The 636-nt window shown below is 57.4% G+C and carries 1 rRNA gene; it reads right to left on the bottom strand.

Annotated elements, in window-relative coordinates:
• Window positions 1–380 precede the first annotated feature (380 nt).
• Window positions 381–499 (bottom strand): 5S ribosomal RNA (gene rrf / locus F8C76_RS19865).
• Window positions 500–636: the final 137 nt, after the last annotated feature.

Genomic DNA, 636 nt, shown 5'->3' with positions numbered 1-636 from the left:
CGAAACTATTTGTGCGTTCCGGACGGAAGGTTCGCGCGGAACGGCTTGGGTTGTCGAGGCCGCATCTTTCGATCCGCCCGCCGGATTCGCGATTGTGATATACCGTCGGAAAGCTCGGGACGAGCAGAACGGCGGGGCGAACAGGCGGGCCCGTTCCGAGCCGCCGGCGGTGTCGGATTCGGCCATTCGCGATCCGGTATCCTCGGTTTTTTGCCCGGGCGCCACACGCCAATCGTTCTGACACCGGGAGGAGGCACGTCGGCCCCCGCGGGTCCGTTAAAGGGGATCGTGACGAGCTGGTGACACCGAAAAAAAAAATGGAATGCTAAAAGATCTGCCGCTAAGAAGGAGAGGCCCAAATTGACGCGAAAAGCAAAAAGGGGGTGCAACACGAGGACTTCCCAGGAGGTCACCCATCCTAGTACTACTCTCGCCCAAGCACGCTTAACTGCGGAGTTCTGATGGGATCCGGTGCATTAGTGCTGGTATGATCGCACCCGAAGTCCTAAGCGCGAAGAAATCACTTAAGGTGTTCACATTCTTGAACAAGAGAGGCGAAAAGTTATGCCGGCAGCCACGTTCGTCCCCCGACGCGGTACAAGCGAGTGACGCGTTAACCTTAAAAGCGGTAAAGAG

Source organism: Flagellimonas olearia, assembly GCF_009184425.1.
GTDB classification, from domain to species: domain Bacteria; phylum Bacteroidota; class Bacteroidia; order Flavobacteriales; family Flavobacteriaceae; genus Flagellimonas; species Flagellimonas olearia.
The sequence above is the reverse complement of the archived record's forward strand: the minus strand, read 5'-3'. Positions and strand labels throughout refer to the sequence as shown.